The sequence below is a fragment of the Sphingomonas natans genome (genome assembly GCF_030546695.1).
In the GTDB taxonomy this organism is placed as follows: domain Bacteria; phylum Pseudomonadota; class Alphaproteobacteria; order Sphingomonadales; family Sphingomonadaceae; genus Sphingomonas_I; species Sphingomonas_I natans.
The window spans coordinates 48712-64795 of the sequence record NZ_JAUOTP010000003.1 but is presented as its reverse complement, the minus strand read 5'-3'; the positions used below and the strand labels follow the sequence as shown (position 1 = coordinate 64795).

Below are 16084 nucleotides of genomic sequence, written 5' to 3'. Positions count from 1 at the left end.
CACAAAATAGCAGGAGGGATGACATGAAGACGAAGCTTTCCGCAATGATCGGCACCGCCAGTCTTATCGCATTGTCCACGCCCGCCATGGCGCAGGATGCATCCGCTACGCCAGCCGCAGCGTCGAACGCGGCGCAGGGCGGCACCGACATGACCGAACAGCAGGCCGGTGACATCGTCGTCACAGCCCAGCGGCGGCAGGAGCGCGTCGTCGACGTGCCGATCTCGATCACCGTCGCCAGTCAGGCGCAGCTCGAACGTCAGCAGGTCAACACCGTCAACGATCTCTCGCGCATCTCGCCGAGCCTCGAAGTGCAGCAGGCGCCCGGGCAGAATACGGGCGGCGGTGGCTCGCTGCGCGGGCTCGGCACGCAGACCTTCTCGGCCGGCGCCGTCGCCTCGGTCGGCATCGTCGTCGATCAGGTCAGCCAGGGCAACGCCAACATCTCCGATCTGTTCGACGTCGGCCGCATCGAAGTGCTGAAGGGGCCGCAGGGCACGCTCTTCGGCCTGACGACCTCCGCGGGCGTCATCAACATCACCACGAACGCGCCCGATCCTTCGGGCTTCAGCGCGCGCGTCCGCACCGAGCTATCGGATGCCGGAACCGCTGGTTCGCAATATGGCAACCAGATCGTCCAAGGCGTCGTCAACGTGCCGATCACGACCGATGCCGCGCTGCGCGTTTCCGGTTTCGGCAATCTGCGCCAGGGTCCCAATCGCAACGCGACGGGCGATACGCTGAACGACACCAACCGCTATGGCGGTCGCGCGCGCCTGCTGTGGCGGCCGGGTGATCGGCTGACCTTCAACCTGATCGGCGACTACAGCAAGACCAAGACGGAGAATGGCGGCGACTTCTTCACCTTCGTGAGCACGGGCGGGCCCGGCCTGATCTTCGGTGCCGTGCCCGATACGCGCGGCATCACCGCCCGCCTCGCCAGTTGCGGCGTCACCGCCCGCGAAGGCAATCGGGACTATTGCACGAGCCAGAGCTATACAGGGCGCTTTAAAAGCTATGGCGGCTCGTTCCAGGCGGATTACGAGGCGGAGCCGTTCACGCTGACGTCGATCACCGCCTATCGTGAGGCCAGAGAAACCGGCCTCGGATCGGCGACGAACGTGTTCCGCGCCGATCCGCTCGAGCTGCAGGTGGCCAACGGCCCGGTCAACCGGCGGATCAGCCTGTTCACGCAGGAGTTTCGCATCTCGTCGCCGGCCAGCCAGTTCCTCGAATATACGGCCGGCACCTTCTTCTCGCGCCAGATCCAGAATCGCGATCCGGAATCGCTGAGCGTCTCAATCGTCCCCGCGCCCGGGGTCGTGATCCCGGTCGCGCGCAATCTGGGGGCGTTCGATCGTATCCTGGACGAATCCCTGTCGGTCTTCGGTCAGGGTACGATCCACCTGACGTCGAAGGCCCGGCTGATTGCGGGCGGGCGCTATACAAGCGCGAAGCTGGCGCTCAATCGGACCAGCCTCGATACCCCGGCAAGCCCGTTCTACCGGCAGGAGCTCAGTACCGGGAAAATATCCTATCGCTTCGGCGCGCAATATGATCTCGCCAACCGGACGATGGTCTACGCAACCGCGTCGCGCGGTTTCAAGGGTGGCCAGATCGCCACGCCTGCTCTGCCGGCAGTGCCTTATGTCGTGCAGCCAGAGATCCCGACCGCCTATGAGGCAGGCCTCAAGACGACGTTGTTCGGCGGCTGGGTCGCGGATCTCAACGTCTTCTATACGAAGATCAAGGATTTCCAGGCGCAGTCGTGCACTACCGATCCGGCGACGGCGGCGATCTCCTGCGTGCAGAACAATATCGACGGCGTGAAATCCCGCGGCGCCGAGATCAATCTGTTCGGGCGCGTGACGCGGGATTTGTCCATCAATACCGGCTTCATCCTCGCCAAGGCGACGTATCCCGGCAGCTATATTGGCACGGATGGCACCAATATCGGCGGCACCCAGCTCGCTTATGCGCCGAAGTACAAATTCACCTTCTCGGGTGAATATGAGCATCTCGTGGCGAACGGCTTCAAGGGCTTCCTCGCCGGCGATACGGTCTGGAAGTCACGCATCCGTTACGAGGCCAACTCGCTCGCGGAGACGACCTACCGCGCGCACTGGACGGTTGGCGGCCGCCTCGGCGTGCGGACCGAAGACGATCGCTATCAGGTGGCGGTGTTCGCGCGAAACCTGTTCAATCAGCACGAGCCGCAGCTCATGCAGAGCTCATTTCCATATGGCGGGGCGACCAACGTCGGCGCGATCTATGGCCCGCAATCGTTCCGGCAGATCGGCCTGAGCCTCGACGCCAAATTCTGACAGCCGGGGATCGAGCCATGACAATGCAACCGGCCGCCGAACGGACAGCAATAGCCGGGCTAGGCCGGCGGCTCGGGCCCGATGTACTGGCGGCGGTCTATGCCCTGTTCCGCGAGGAACAGGGCCACCTCGCCGCCGCGCAGCCGGTCCATGCCGCTGATATCGAATATGGCGATCATTCCCGACAGCGTCTCGATCTCTATGCACCGGTCAGCAGGGACGGTCCCGTTCCCGTGTTGCTCTGGGTGCATGGCGGCGGCTTTCTGCGCGGCGAGAAAAGCAGCGTGGATCATCCTTTCAATGCTCATGCCGCGCGGTGGGCGGCCCGAAACGGGATGCTGGGCGCGGTAATGAACTACCGCCTGGCGCCCGATCATGGCTGGCCGGCGGGAGGTGAAGATGTGGGCCTCGCGGTCGACTGGCTGCGCGAAAACGGTGCGGCGCATGGCGGCGATCGCGCGCGGATCGTGGCGATGGGAACATCGGCCGGTGCGGTGCACGTCGCCACCCATCTGCGCCTGCGTGAAGAGACCGGGCTCGCTGCCGCAGTGCTTCTGTCCGGCCTCTACGGCTTTACGCCGCTCGATGAGCGCGACACGCTCTATTACGGGTCCGCGGCCGACTATTCCGATCGCTGGCCCAAGGAGGCGATGGTCGCGACCTCCCTGCCGCTGCTGCTCGCCGGTGCCGAATATGATCCGCCGCGCTTTCAAGCCGAGTTCGTCGGCCTGCTGGCGGCGCGGCTGGAGCGGCATGGGGTGCTTCCGCGAAGCTTCTCTGCCTCCGGCCACAACCATTTCAGCCTCGCTTATCACCTTGGCACGGCCGACACGCGGCTTGCCGACGAGGTGCTCGCCTTCATCGGAGATCTGGCATGACCGTCGACCGTCGCACCTTCCTCGCCGCCGCTGCTGCCACGGCGGCGCTTCCGGCGTTCGCCGCGGCGCGCGCCGGCACGGCCTTCCCCAAGGGGTTTCTGTGGGGCGCGGCGACCGCAGGGCATCAGGTCGAAGGAAACAACGTCAACAGCGACGTCTGGTTCTTGGAAAACGTGAAGCCCAGCGTGTTCAGCGAGCCGTCCGGCGATGCCGTCAACAGCTTCGAGATGTGGCCGGTCGATCTCGATCTGGTTAAATCGCTCGGGCTCGGCGCCTATCGATTCAGCTTGGAATGGGCGCGGATCGAGCCAGAGCCGGGCCTCTTCTCGACCGTGATGCTGGATCATTACAAGGCGATGATCGAGGGGTGCCACGCTCGCGGCATCCGCCCGATGGTGACGTATAATCACTATACCGCACCGTTGTGGTTCACCAGGCAGGGCGGCTGGCTGTCGGCCGACGCGCCCCAGCTATTCGCGCGCTTCTGCGATCATGCGACGCGGCATCTGGGCGCGGGCATCAGCCATGCGATGACGCTCAACGAGCCGAACATCATGCCGATCCTGCGTTACGTGCTGCCGCCATTCGTAATCGACCTGCAGCGCAAGATGCTCGCAGCCGCCGCGGCGAAAGCCGGCATGGCCAAGTTCACGGGCGCCAATGCAGCCAATCCGGAAGACATCGACGCGATCACCGTCAACATGATCGCCGGGCACAAGGCGGCACGTGGCGCCATCAAGGCGGTGCGCTCCGATCTGCCCGTCGGTTTCACCCTCTCGATGTTCGATGACACTGCGGTCGGCGCGCCAGCCAAGCGCGATGCGGCGCGCAAGGAGCTCTACAGTGCGTGGCTGGAGGTCGCGCGTGACGACGATTTCATGGGCGTGCAGAATTATGAGCGCGTGCAGTGGGGGCCCGAGGGCCGCATGCCGCCGTCTAAGGGTGCGATCCTCAACGCAGCCGGCGGTGAGGTCTATGCGCCGTCGCTCGCCAATGCGGTGCGCTATGCTTATTCGCAGACCCGCAAGCCGATCATCGTGACCGAACATGGCGTCAACACCAACGACGATGCGATCCGCGCCGCTCTGATCCCCGCCTCGCTGGCCGAGCTGCGCAAGGCAATGGACGAGGGCGTTCCCGTCCAGGGCTATGTCCACTGGTCGCTGCTCGACAATTTCGAATGGATTGCGGGCTTCAAGTCGCAGCTCGGCCTCGTCGCGGTCGATCGCGCGACCTTTGCTCGTACACCCAAGCGCAGCGCGGGCGTCTATAGCGCCATCGTCCGGCGCAACGCCCTGTGATGGCGCGCTTTCTGGTTGCCTCGCTGGCGGTGATCGCCTGGATGGGGAGCGCGGGTGCGGCGCACGCGGCCGATCCGCTGGCCGATGGCTTTCGCGATCCGCCGGCCAGCGCCCGCCCGCGCGTATGGTGGCATTGGCTGAACGGCAACATCACCGAGGACGGGATCACCAAGGATCTCGAATGGATGAAGCGCGCCGGGATTGGCGGGGTCCAGACCTTCGATGCGTCGCTGGGCACGCCGCAAGTCGTGAAGGATCGGCTGGCCTATATGACGCCGGCCTGGAAACAGGCCTTCGCCCATGCGGCCGATACGGCCGATCGACTGAATCTGGAGCTCGCGATCGCCGCCTCGCCCGGCTGGAGCGAGACCGGAGGCCCTTGGGTGGCCCCGGCCGATGCGATGAAGAAACTGGTCTGGAGCGAGACCGACGTCGCAGGCGGCAAGCGTTTCGCGGGCCGCCTGGCGGCCCCATCCTCGGTGACCGGTCCCTACGGCGCCTCTCCGCTTTCCAATCCGCTGGCCGCATTCGAAGGGCGTGATGCCAAGCCCGCGCCGACGGCCTCGGGCGAGATTGCCGTCTTCGCTTATCCGGTCGGCATGACAGTGGCGGGCGATGCCAAGGCGACGGATCAAGCCGGCGCTCCTCTCGACATCGCCGCGCTGGAAGACGGGCGCGAGGACACGCAGGTCTCGCTTCCGCGCGGCGACGAAAAAATGCCAGCGGCGCTCACGATCGCCTATCCAAAATCGCGACTGGTGCGCTCGGCAACATTGTTCATTCCCGATGCCGTACCCCCGTTCGGCGACCCGGAATATCTGCCGCGTCTCGAAGCGCTGACCGCGGCCGGTTGGCGAGCGATCGCCACGCTGCCGCTCGGCAACGTCCCGACGACGGTCGCTTTCGATCCCGTCGAAGCGCAGCGCTTCCGGCTGGTATTGGCGGCGAACGACAGTGCCAAGCGCACCGCTCTGGCACCCCCCGCGCCGGGGGCGATCGCGGACGGCATCTTCCCCGCCGGCCCGGTTCGCACGACGGTGCCGATCGCGAGCTTCGTGTTGTCGGCCGAGACGAGGACCGATCGGTTCGAGGCGAAGGCGGGCTTCGCCACCGTGCCGGATTATTATGCACTGGCGGGCAACGCGCCCGATCGTGGCGCGGTGGCGCCTGATCGCGTGATCGATCTCACGGACCGTCTGCACGCCGACGGCACGCTCGACTGGACACCGCCGCCGGGCCGGTGGCGGATCGTGCGGCTGGGCTGGTCCCTGCTCGGAACGACCAACCATCCCGCCTCGCCGGAAGCGACCGGGCTGGAGGTCGACAAATATGACGGCGCGGCAGTGCGGCGCTACCTTTCGACCTATCTCGACACCTACAAGGGCGCGATGGGCCCGTCGGGCAGGGGCATCGATGCTCTCCTGACGGACAGCATCGAATCCGGCGACGCCAACTGGACCCCGCAGATGATCGCGCGGTTCAGGGCATTGCGAGGTTATGATGCGAGGCCCTGGCTGCCGGTCCTGACCGGCGCCGTGATCGGATCACGCGCGCAGAGCGACGCCTTCCTCTACGATTACCGGCGTACTCTCGCAGATCTGCTGACCAGCGAACATTATGGCACGATCGCCACCATCGCGCACGAACATGGCCTGAAACTGTATGGCGAAGCCCTGGAGGATGGTCGGCCGCAGCTCGGCGACGATCTGGCGATGCGCGCGCATACCGACGTGCCGATGGCGGCGATGTGGGCGTTCCCGAAAGGCGGCGCGCCACGTCCCACGCTGATCGGCGACATTCTCGGCGCGGCGTCGGTCGCGCATGTCTACGGCCAGAATCTGGTGGCGGCGGAGTCGTTCACCGCCTCGTTTGCGCCTTGGGCATTCGCTCCCTCGGACCTTCGTCGCGTGGCGGATCTCGAATTCGCGCTCGGCGTCAATCGGCCGGTCATCCACACCTCCGTCCTGTCGCCGATGGACGACAAGGAGCCGGGCCTGAGCCTCGCCATCTTCGGACAATATTTCAACCGGCACGAGACTTGGGCCGAGATGGCGCGGCCGTGGGTCGATTATCTCGCGCGATCGAGCTTCCTGCTCCAGCAGGGCAGGCACGCGGCAGACGTGGCCTATTTCGCCGGCGAGGAAGCGCCGCTGACGGCACTCTATGCGCAGGCCCCTCTCGCAGACGTGCCGACGGACCGAGGGTTCGATTTCGTCAACGCCGATATGCTGGTGGACCAATTATCCGTCTCCGGCGGCGTAATCGTAGCCAGGGGCGGCGCGCGATACCGGGCGCTCTATCTGGGCGGCAGCAGCCGGTTGATGACGTTGCCGACGCTGCGCCGGATTGCGGAACTGGCGGACGCGGGCGCGATGATCATCGGCGATCCGCCGATCGGCTCGCCGTCGCTGGCGGACGATCCGGCGGAGTTCGCGACACTGGTGCACACGCTCTGGCGAGATGAAAACGAGACCCGGACGGGCCGCGGGCAGGTGACACCAGGGCATGACATCGGCGCTGCACTCGGCCGCGCCGGCATCGTACCCGACTTTACTTATGCAGGGGCGAACGGCAGCGACGTCCTATTCCAGCATCGCATCCTGTCCGATGCCGACATCTACTTCCTGAGCAACCGCACCGATCGTTCGCTCGCGATCGACGGCAGGTTCCGCGCGAGCGGACGTGCCCCGGAGATCTGGCGTGCCGACGCCGGAACCGGCGAGCCGGCGTCGTATCGCCGCGAACTCGCGCAGACGATCGTGCCGCTTGCGCTCGCGCCCGAGGAGTCGCTCTTCGTCATCTTCCGCCGGCCGGCACCCGCTGCCAGCTTGACGGTCACCGCGAAGGCGCCGCGAACCATCGAGACGATGTCCGCACCATGGCTGGTCGCCTTCCAGCCGGGCCGAGGGGCGCCGCCGACGATCACGCTTCCGCGGCTCGCGCCGTTGGAGCTGCAGGCGGATCCGGGCGTCAAATTTTTCTCTGGCGTCGCGCGCTACACCAGCGACCTCACGGTGCCGCGCGAAACGAAGGGAGCGCTGCTCGATTTGGGCCAAGTCGGCGATGTGGCCGAGCTACGCGTCAACGGAAAGCTGGTGGGCATTGTCTGGCACGCGCCGTTCCGTCTCGACCTTAGCCGTTTTATCCATGCCGGCAAGAACAGCGTCGACGTTCGCGTCGCCAACCTGTGGGTCAACCGTTTGATCGGTGATGCTCAGCCCGATGCGACAAAGCGCACGTTCATCGCTGCGCCCGGTTATCGCCCCGACGCACCGCTACGGCCTTCGGGACTGATCGGCCCCGTGACCCTCCTCGCTATCGACGAACGGAAAGAACGATGACCCGCATCCTGAGCTGCGTTGTTGCCGCCTTCATCGCTCTGTCACCGGGTATGGCCGCAGCGCAGAAGAGCTTCAGCCTAGGGCACATTTCAGCGCCCGATCAGACGGGCGCCATCCCTCTATATCCGGCATCGATCGCTCCGGAAGGGCCGAGCCTGGAGCGATGGGGCATGTTGAGCGGCCCGATGGGGCCGGATACGCGCATCGTCCGCAATGTGACGGTGCCAACGATCACGCCGGTTCTCCCCGCCGCTGGCAAGGCGACCGGAGCGGCTGTGATCGTCGCACCCGGCGGCGCATTCCTATCGCTCTCCATGGACAGCGAGGGGTTCGAGGTCGCACACCGGCTCGCGGATCGCGGCATCGCCGCCTTTGTGCTCAAATATCGTACGAACCCGGTGCCAAATGAGGAGCCGGCGTTCATGGCCATGGTCGGTCGCGTCATGGGCGAAGCGGCCCGTCCCGGCGGATCGCATGCGATCAGCGATCCGGCCGCCACCGCGGACGGATTGCAGGCATTACGGCTGGTGCGGCAGCGCGCTTCGGAATGGCATATCGATCCGGCGCGTGTCGGCATGATTGGCTTCTCAGCCGGGGCACAGGCAACGTTGCAAACCGTATTGTCAGGCGCCCCGACCGACATGCCCGCGTTCATCGGCTACATCTATGGGCCGATGGAGAAGGTCGACGTACCGCCGGCGGCTCCGCCAATGTTCGTCGCCCTAGCGCTGGACGATGGCCTGTTCGGCCGTCAGGGCTTCGGGATTGTCGAGGCCTGGCATGCCACGAACCGGCCGGTCGAGTTCCACGCATATGAGCGGGGCGATCATGGCTTCGGTACGGGCCGCCCCGGGACGACGTCCACGCAGGTGTTGCCCGAATTCATGGCGTGGCTTGCGTCGCGCGATCTGCTGACAACCCCGACCCGGCCGTGACAGCCGAACATCGCCATTATCTCGCGGCCGAAACGAGCATAGGCTTCGCAATCAGTGCGGTGTTGAGCTTGGTCTTCTGCTTTTTCATTTTCGGCGGCCAAGCCTCCATACCGGTAGGCGGCACTGGCGGATTGATCGTTGACGCGATTCCCCAGAGTTTCATGGTGGCGTTGATGTCCACTTTCGTGCCGACGCTGCTGACGCGTCGCCGTGTCCGATCGGGCGCGATCCCCGTCCGTAAAGCGCGAAGTCGATTGCCAACGCACGCCATGCTTCGCGCCCTGCTCGTTGCCTGCTGTGCTGCCGGCATCGGCGTCCTTTTGACCGCTATCGCCCTGCTCGCAGGGCCTGACGAATGGCCTTTCGTGACCGTGGCGACGGTCAAGACGGTGTATGGAGCACTGCTTGGCGGCAGTGTCGCGGCGCTCGCGACGTGCGCGGCACTGGCCGACCCGACATAGGCTGCCTTCGGTGGTTGCCTATTTCCGATTGAACGAGGCGTTACAAAGCAGGAGCGTGGCGGTCCCAAGTTTCAATCCCACCTTCGCTCCTTGGCAGCGCATTCGCTTTCGACAGGCGTTACGAGATCAGTGGTCCGACCTCGTCGACTTGTCGCTCGCTATGCGCCGTCGACGTTCTTCAAGACGGCGTTCTGCCACCAACCAATTACCGGCGATCAACCGCTGGTTCGACTGCCCGCAAAAACGGCCATAATATCTCCATAAGCAGACGTCTAAAGGTGGAAATCCGAAATCGACCCGCCAAGGTCCAGGAATGGGTCGTTTCAATCAGGCGTAATGATGGGAGCCGGCCCGCACGAACTCTCCTGCGCCGCCCTTGCCGAAAGTCTTGATCTGCCGAGCCTGCGCATTGTTTTGACGGTCGATTGAAGCCGGATCGGGGGAACGGTGAGCGGAACTGTGTCGAGAGTCTCTTTGAAAGTCCGAGATCGACAATCACGACGAACTTATCAGCCGTCAGGGCTCCCGCGACGGCGCGATCATGCGGCACATCAATTGTTTCGTGCCAGGTGGACCAGCTCGGCACGACGTCGATATTGCAGCGCGCGAGTATCAGCGTGGATACGGCTACACGCGAGCGACAGGACGCCCGCGAGGATGCTCCATGTCGCATGGCTGATTGTCACAGCGTCATCATGGACGTCCGGCAAGCGCTATGTTTGCGATCGGCATGCCGTCGTCATAGCATTGCACGAAGCGGCCGTTCAGCTCGGATGTGAGCAGGACGAAGCCGTGCCGCGCCGGCAGACTCATGCGCCGGTAGACGTCGCCGACCCGACGCCCGATGCTGGTACGGATCGCCAGATCGATGAGCGGCTGCGCTGCGCCGAGCTTCTGCAACGACGCCTGGCGCGCATAGAAACCCGTTATCCACAGCAGGTTTCGGGAAATAGAGGGATCCGCCGAGCCGAGGTCGGAAACCGCAGTTTCGACACACTTGATCGCCTCCATCACGTCCCGCGGAGCATCGGCCGCGCCGATCGGGTCTGCCGCCGCGACGTCGACGGTGCTCAGGACGTGATCGGCGAAGCCGGCGCGGGCCAGCCGGTCTGCCACGAAGCGTTCGATTGCCGCGAAGGTCGCAGCACGGGTCGGCAGATCGAATTCGGTCACATCGACGATATTTTACCACCGGATAAGGTGCGCATGCAGCTTTACTCCGGTTCCGATCGCCTTGAACAATGAGGCGACGTCGAGGAAGTCATCGATTTCGGCCAGCGCCGTGGGCTCGCAAGCACGATATGCACGTGCATGGCTTCGCCGCGTTGCATGCCCTCGTAAAGGCCGATCGCCAGCGTGTCGTGGATCTTCCTTGGAACGAGCGTGGATCGCAGTTTTGCAAAGAGGCGCGGGGAGAACTCACGCAAGGCGGTGAAATCCTTGTCGCCAAGCCGTACATATTCCGAAGATCGAAAAGCACCGATAGTGTGCTTTCGGCATGACGTGATCCAGCGTAATTGCTGGCGCAGGACTATGCGGCATGCGTCGCCTCGCTGCTCGGCGAACAGGCGATGGATCGCGGCGAGGCCGTGACCTGGCCAACCTCGCTCGTCGCCGTCTGATGCCGTTTCCGTTTCATCTCCACCGGCGCGATGCCGCCTGACCGAAAGGCCGTTTTCGATGATCGATGCAGACCGCCGCACCCTTCTTGGTCTCGGGGCCGCCGCCGGCCTGTCGGGCCTTGCCGCCGCCGATGTCTTCGCTCAGTCCGCCACGCGCGGCGACGCGCCCACCGAAGGCGCGCCCGCGCGGCCGGCGCCCGAGGCCACATATCGCGTCCCCTTCGCCGTGATCGGGCTCGACCATAACCACATCTACAGCATCACGGACGCGATGATCCGCGGCGGCGGCGTGTTGACCGCCTTCTACGCGAGCGATCCCGGCCAGATCGCGGCCTTCCGCAAGCGCTATGGCGACGTGAAGCTGGCGCGATCGGAAGACGAAATCATCGACGATCGCAAGATCAAGCTGGTCTGCAGCGCCGCCATCCCCGCATTGCGCGCGCCGCTGGGCATCAAGGTGATGCGCGCGGGCAAGGATTATCTGAGCGACAAGGCGGCGGTGGTGACGCTGCAGCAGCTTGCCGAAGTGCGGCAGGCCATCACGGAGACAGGCCGCAAGTTCGGCATCCTATATTCGGAGCGGCTGGAGGTGCCGGCCGCGGTGATGGCGGGGCAGCTGGTGCACGAAGGCGCGATCGGGCGCGTGATCCAGACGATCAATCTCGCGCCGCATCGCTTGTCCGCGCCGTCCCGCCCCGAATGGTTCTGGGATACCAAGCGCAACGGCGGCATCTTGACCGATGTGGGCAGCCATCAGGCGGATCAGTTCGTATATCTCACGGGCAGCACGCGCGCCGAGGTGGTCGCCTCGCAGGTCGGCAATTTCGGCAACCCCCAGCATCCCGATTTCCAGGATTTCGGCGACATGATGGTGCATGGCGACGGGGGCGCTGGCTATGTCCGCGTCGACTGGTTCACACCGGACGGCCTGCCCACCTGGGGCGACGGGCGCCTCTTCATCCTCGGCACCGAGGGCTATATTGAACTGCGCAAATATGTGGACCTGGTGGGCCGGCCGGGCGGAAACCACCTCTTCATCGCCGACCGGAAGGGGGCGCGCTACCTCGATTGCTCGAAGGTGCCGTTGCCGTTCGGCCCGCAGTTCATCGCCGACATCGTCGAGCATACGTCGATTGCGCAGGATCAGGAGGGCGCACTGCTCGCCGCCGAACTGGTCCTGACGGCGACCGCATCTGCAAAGCGTGCCACGACGGGCTGATCAGAAGCAGGGTTGCGGACGCGACCCAGGCCGCCTCGTGGCGCTTGGTGCGTCCTGACGGTCGCTGAGTTTATTCATCACGATCGCACCGTGCGGCGAACGCTGTCCATCGCATCGAAGCCATAGGAATGAATGTTTGAAGTTGGGGGCGCGGCGACGGCGCTGAACGTCGGCTCTAGGGTCAGCGCTGACTCTCTTGGGCTACCTCAAGCCGCTAGCCTAGCCCCGAAGCCAGGATCGGTGTAGGCGGACCCGGGCGCCCAACGGCATAGGCCCTTCACGAGCGCCTGATCTTTTCGGAGCAACGGACACGCCACGCAAAACGAATTATGATTTCGAGCGCCGCGAGCGCGAGAAAAGCAAGGCTGCCGAGACCGCCGCGAAGGTGAAGGCCAAGGCGGATAAAAAGCTGTCCGGATCAGCGACGCCGAACAAAGAGAGCGGGATCGATCCCTAAGCGGACGAAGCTCCGCTCCCTCCGCATGCGGGTTCCGATGAAAGCTCTGTTGGACCGATGGACGCACCGAGCTTGACCCTTCACCAACTCGGCTGGAAGCCGTTTTTCAGCGAGCAGCTGTCCGGTGAGGATCGGCTGCACCTACCGGCTCGCGTGATGTCGGTCCATCGCGGAATGGTCGATGTGGTGGGGGAGGGGATCGATGGCTCCGTCTCGTCCAGCCTCGCGCTGCCGGTGGGGCCGCTGGACCGGCCTACCGTGGGCGATTGGCTCCTGATCGATCCGGAAACCCGGAGCATGGCACGCATTCTGGATCGTATCAGCGTGTTCAAGCGGCCGGCCCCCGGCGACGAACGGCGGGTTCAACTGATCGCCGCAAATGTCGATACGCTGTTCATCATCACCTCCTGCGATCAGGATTTCAATGTCGCGCGCATCGAGCGCTACCTCGTGCTCGCCCGGGACGTGAGCGTGAGGCCGGTCGTCGTGCTCACCAAGGCGGACCTTTCCTCTTCGTCCGAACAGTTCGTCGAGGGAGCGCGCGCGCTCCAGCCGGGCTTGCAAGTGGAACTGATCAATGGGCGCGATCCCAAGAGCGTCGCCCGCTTGGGCGACTATTGTTGTGCCGGCGAAACCGTAGCGCTCGTCGGATCGTCGGGCGTGGGCAAATCGACACTCGTCGGCACGCTGACGGGATCCGATCGCATCGCGACGCAGGCGGTACGCGCGAGCGACGGCAAAGGCCTGCACACGACGACCGTCCGGCAAATGTATCGGTTGGGTCAAGGGCCGGAGGCCGGCGGCTGGCTTGTCGATACGCCCGGCATGCGAGAGCTGCGGATGTCCGAGGTGAGCTTGGGCGTCGCCGAGGTGTTCGACGATATCTTGGCGCTGACGCTCGCCTGCCGGTTCTCGAACTGCACCCATCGTGACGAGCCCGGATGCGCAGTTCGCGCCGCGATTGCGGAAGAGGCGATCTCGCTCACGCGCTTCGAACGGTGGCGCAAGCTCGCCAGCGAGGACGGGGTGAACAGCAGTGCCGCCGCGGTTCGACGGTCCCGTGCCGCAAAGGGCGGCAAAAGGAGATGACGGTGGCGCATCGCTCCTCAAGCCATGGGCCCCAAGGATGAAGCGCCTGCTCGTCAGCACCTATGGCGTGCCGGCGGATCGCATCCTGATCGAACCGCATGCGCGCCACACGACCACCAATTTGCGCGACTGCGCGCACCCGCTGCTCGCGGCCGGGGTCCCGAGCGACCGGCCGGCGTTCGTCGTCTCCGATCCGCGCACGATCCCGTATACCGGCGGCAAGGAGCTGGCGCAGCGCAACCTGGCGGAGAGGCGCATCCAGCCGGGCGCCCCGATGCCAGGCCCGGACGAATCCCGCCTGCGCGTCGTGCCGGATCCGATCGCGTTCCAGGTCGATGCGGCGGCGGATCCGCTCGACCGATGAGGCGCCGGGCCGCCGCCCTCCTTTTCCTGTTTGCGGCCGTGTCACTCTCACGAGCGGCGGTCGCGCGGGATCTCGCGCACAAGGTGAATCCGTTCATCGGGACGCTTGCCGACTTCGGCCAGCTGAACCCGGCCGCGGTCGCGCCTTACGGGATGGTCCAGTTGGGACCGGATACCCGCCCCGCCAATCATGCGGGCTATGATTTCGCGGCCGGGCACCTCATCGGCTTCTCGCACACGCGCGGCGTCGGCGTCGGCTGCAGCGGCGCGGGCGGCGACGTGCGGGTGTCGCTCGGCTATGCGGGCACGGGGCCGGCGTGGGCGATCGACAAGGCGCATGAGACCGCGCACGCCGGCATCTATTCGGTCCGCTACGGCGGCGGCATCGCCGCCGCGATGACGGCGACGCGCGGCGCGGGCGTGATCCGGTTCGTGATGCCCCGTGCCGGCAGCGTCGATCTCCTCCTCACCTTCGACGAAGGCTATTCGCGCCGCCATGCCGCGCAATGGCAGGCCGAGCCGGACGGCGACGTCCGCGCAAGCTTCTCTGCCGGAACGGTCTGCGATCAGGGCCGCTACCATCTCTATTCCGCGACGCGCGTCACGCGTTCGGGCGGGAACGTCCGGCTGGTTTGGACCGGGGCGGGCGGCAAGGCCCGATCGGTGCTTCAGGTCCGCAAGGGTGAGGTGGTCGAAATACGCACGGGCCTGTCGTCGATCGATCCCACCGCGGCGGCGGCGGTACGAGATTACGAGCTCGGCACGCGATCCTTCGACGCGATCGCTGGCGCCACGCGGGCGGAATGGACCAGGCAACTCGCCCGATTGACCATCCGGGGCTCGGCCGAGCAGGAGACCCTGTTCTACACGTCGCTATTCCGTGTCATGCAGACGCCTGTCGCCATCGCCGATCCGGACGGGCGCTTTCGTGGGAGCGATGGCGCGATCGTGCAGCTCGCGCCCGGCGAACAGCATTATACGAGCTGGGCATTGTGGGACAATTATCGGACCCAGATGCCTCTGCTGGCATTCATCGACCCGCTACGCGCCGGGGCCATCGCTCGATCGCTCGTCCGGCTCTATCAAACGGGCAAGCAACGCTGGGCCACCACCACCGAGCCGTTCCTGACCGTCCGGACCGAACATGCCGGCATCGTCCTGCTCGATTTTCGCCGCCGCGGAATCGTCGATTTTGATGCCAAGGCCGCGTTGGCGGGGATGATCGCCGAAAGCGCGACGTTGGCGCGCACCACTCCAGACGAGCAGATCGAGGCAGCGTATGACGACTGGGCGATTGCCGAACTGGCAGCGGATCTGGGCCAAGCGGCCACCGCAGAGCAGTTCCGCGCCAAGGCGCTCTCTTATCGCATCATGTGGCGGGCGACCTTCGACATGCTCGGCGCGGATGCGGACCTTGTCCATGCGCGTGGGCTCTATCAAGGCACGCTCGCCCAATATCGCTGGGCCCCGGTCTTCGATCTTCCGTGGATCGCCGCCACGTTGGGCGCGCGCTTTCGCCCCGAGCTCGACCGCTTCTTTGCGGACAATCTTTATAACATGACCAACCAGCCTGATATCCATGTCCCTTACCTGTTCGCCTGGTCCGGCGATGCGCAGGCCACGGACCGGATCGTCGAACGCTACCTTCGTGATCGCGTTGCGCATCGCTACACGAATGCCGGCATCCGGCCGCAAGCGTGGACCGGGCGCAGCTTCGCACCCGCGCCGCAGGGCTTTGCGGAGGGCATGGACGACGATAACGGCACGATGTCAGCATGGTATATCTGGTCGTGTCTGGGGCTCTATCCGCTCGTTCCCGGGACGCCAGGCTATGTGGCGACGACACCGCACGTGCGCGCCGAAAGCTCCCAACGAGGGAGCTGGCAGACCTCGGTTCCATGATGGTGAAGCGGCAGGGTGCCGTGAAACGATCGGCTTCTGGGAGATCGGTGCCCTAGACGAGCTCGCGGTCCCGCGGATGGCGAGCGCGCCTTCAGGACCGCCGCAGCTTGACGCGTGATCGGCCACGACGCGTCGCGTGACCCCGACTTTATGGCGTTTACCCATCTATCCTCTGGGCGGTCGCGGTGAAGA

The 16084-nt window shown here is 65.3% G+C and carries 12 protein-coding genes; 10 read left to right on the top strand and 2 right to left on the bottom strand.

Going from position 1 to position 16084, the window contains the following annotated elements; translation table 11 throughout:
* The first annotated feature begins 23 nt into the window (after nt 1-23).
* Genes Q4F19_RS07150 through Q4F19_RS07125 form a run of 6 tightly spaced genes read left to right on the top strand, consistent with a single transcriptional unit; the run spans nt 24 to nt 9240 of the window.
* The gene (locus Q4F19_RS07150; protein ID WP_303541134.1) at nt 24-2324 is read left to right on the top strand and encodes a TonB-dependent receptor; all 2301 of its coding nucleotides are present in this window, start codon (nt 24-26) and stop codon (nt 2322-2324) included.
* A 17-nt stretch (nt 2325-2341) separates the two neighbouring features.
* The gene (locus tag Q4F19_RS07145) at nt 2342-3202 is read left to right on the top strand and encodes an alpha/beta hydrolase (RefSeq protein WP_303541132.1); all 861 of its coding nucleotides are present in this window, start codon (nt 2342-2344) and stop codon (nt 3200-3202) included.
* Entirely contained in the window at nt 3199-4503 is a 1305-nt protein-coding gene (locus Q4F19_RS07140) for a family 1 glycosylhydrolase (RefSeq protein ID WP_303541130.1), read from the top strand. The genes Q4F19_RS07145 and Q4F19_RS07140 overlap by 4 nt, the downstream gene beginning before the upstream one ends.
* The gene (locus Q4F19_RS07135; protein ID WP_303541128.1) at nt 4503-7844 is read left to right on the top strand and encodes a glycosyl hydrolase; all 3342 of its coding nucleotides are present in this window, start codon (nt 4503-4505) and stop codon (nt 7842-7844) included. Before Q4F19_RS07140 ends, Q4F19_RS07135 begins: the two co-directional genes overlap by 1 nt.
* Nucleotides 7841-8779, top strand: a complete 939-nt coding sequence (locus tag Q4F19_RS07130) for an alpha/beta hydrolase (RefSeq protein ID WP_303541125.1) — start codon at nt 7841-7843, stop codon at nt 8777-8779. Before Q4F19_RS07135 ends, Q4F19_RS07130 begins: the two co-directional genes overlap by 4 nt.
* Nucleotides 8776-9240, top strand: coding sequence for a hypothetical protein (locus Q4F19_RS07125; protein ID WP_303541123.1), 465 nt, complete (start codon nt 8776-8778; stop codon nt 9238-9240). The genes Q4F19_RS07130 and Q4F19_RS07125 overlap by 4 nt, the downstream gene beginning before the upstream one ends.
* Before the next feature lie 693 nt (nt 9241-9933).
* Here the strand turns inward: Q4F19_RS07125 and Q4F19_RS07120 are convergent.
* The gene (locus Q4F19_RS07120; RefSeq protein WP_303541121.1) at nt 9934-10413 is read right to left on the bottom strand and encodes a hypothetical protein; all 480 of its coding nucleotides are present in this window, start codon (nt 10411-10413) and stop codon (nt 9934-9936) included.
* Between the two features lie 41 nt (nt 10414-10454).
* Nucleotides 10455-10943: a hypothetical protein gene (locus Q4F19_RS07115; protein WP_303541118.1), complete on the bottom strand. Its 489-nt coding sequence runs from the start codon at nt 10941-10943 to the stop codon at nt 10455-10457.
* On the opposite strand from Q4F19_RS07115, the gene Q4F19_RS07110 reads away from it, so the two are divergent.
* The 4 genes from Q4F19_RS07110 to Q4F19_RS07095 all read left to right on the top strand — a co-directional run bounded on the left by Q4F19_RS07110 (nt 10921) and on the right by Q4F19_RS07095 (nt 15892).
* A complete protein-coding gene (locus Q4F19_RS07110) occupies nt 10921-12081 on the top strand; it encodes a Gfo/Idh/MocA family protein (protein WP_303541116.1) in 1161 nt (386 codons plus the stop codon). The genes Q4F19_RS07115 and Q4F19_RS07110 overlap by 23 nt on opposite strands.
* A gap of 514 nt (nt 12082-12595) precedes the next feature.
* On the top strand, nt 12596-13627 hold the full coding sequence (gene rsgA / locus Q4F19_RS07105; RefSeq protein WP_303541114.1) for a ribosome small subunit-dependent GTPase A: 1032 nt from the start codon (nt 12596-12598) through the stop codon (nt 13625-13627).
* Nucleotides 13628-13664: 37 nt separating this feature from the next.
* Nucleotides 13665-13991: a YdcF family protein gene (locus tag Q4F19_RS07100; protein WP_303541112.1), complete on the top strand. Its 327-nt coding sequence runs from the start codon at nt 13665-13667 to the stop codon at nt 13989-13991.
* 38 nt (nt 13992-14029) lie between these two features.
* Nucleotides 14030-15892, top strand: coding sequence for a glycoside hydrolase domain-containing protein (locus Q4F19_RS07095; RefSeq protein ID WP_303541110.1), 1863 nt, complete (start codon nt 14030-14032; stop codon nt 15890-15892).
* Nucleotides 15893-16084 lie beyond the last annotated feature (192 nt).

Coding starts and splice junctions, on each gene's coding strand:
- Q4F19_RS07150 (WP_303541134.1), top strand. CDS start 24: ATGAAGACGAAGCTTTCCGCAATGATCGGCACCGCCAGTCTTATCGCA.
- Q4F19_RS07145 (WP_303541132.1), top strand. CDS start 2,342: ATGACAATGCAACCGGCCGCCGAACGGACAGCAATAGCCGGGCTAGGC.
- Q4F19_RS07140 (WP_303541130.1), top strand. CDS start 3,199: ATGACCGTCGACCGTCGCACCTTCCTCGCCGCCGCTGCTGCCACGGCG.
- Q4F19_RS07135 (WP_303541128.1), top strand. CDS start 4,503: ATGGCGCGCTTTCTGGTTGCCTCGCTGGCGGTGATCGCCTGGATGGGG.
- Q4F19_RS07130 (WP_303541125.1), top strand. CDS start 7,841: ATGACCCGCATCCTGAGCTGCGTTGTTGCCGCCTTCATCGCTCTGTCA.
- Q4F19_RS07110 (WP_303541116.1), top strand. CDS start 10,921: ATGATCGATGCAGACCGCCGCACCCTTCTTGGTCTCGGGGCCGCCGCC.
- rsgA (WP_303541114.1), top strand. CDS start 12,596: ATGGACGCACCGAGCTTGACCCTTCACCAACTCGGCTGGAAGCCGTTT.
- Q4F19_RS07100 (WP_303541112.1), top strand. CDS start 13,665: ATGAAGCGCCTGCTCGTCAGCACCTATGGCGTGCCGGCGGATCGCATC.